Raw genomic sequence first — 434 nt, forward strand, 5'->3', positions numbered from 1 at the left:
CGAGGAAGGCTCGGGCCTGGAAAACGAACTGTCCGTCGTCGAAGGCATGCAGTTCGATCGCGGCTACCTGTCCCCCTACTTCGTGAACAAGCCGGACACCATGGCTGCCGAGCTGGATAGCCCGCTGCTGCTGCTGGTCGACAAGAAGATCTCCAACATCCGCGAAATGCTGCCGGTGCTGGAAGCCGTCGCCAAGGCCGGCCGTCCGCTGCTGATCGTCGCCGAGGACGTCGAGGGCGAAGCCCTGGCCACCCTGGTGGTGAACAACATGCGTGGCATCGTCAAGGTCGCGGCTGTCAAGGCTCCGGGCTTCGGCGATCGCCGCAAGGCCATGCTGCAGGACATCGCCATCCTCACCGGCGGTACCGTGATCAGCGAAGAAGTCGGCCTGAGCCTGGAAGGCGCTACCCTGGAGCACCTGGGCAACGCCAAGC

1 pseudogene is annotated in these 434 nt (G+C 64.5%); it reads left to right on the plus strand.

The features are described from left to right. Window positions 1–434: pseudogene (gene groEL, locus FLO80_RS22175) on the plus strand (chaperonin GroEL); the annotation flags it as partial.

Origin of the sequence: Aquicoccus porphyridii (assembly GCF_008369105.1) — a bacterium.
Classification (GTDB): domain Bacteria; phylum Pseudomonadota; class Alphaproteobacteria; order Rhodobacterales; family Rhodobacteraceae; genus Aquicoccus; species Aquicoccus porphyridii.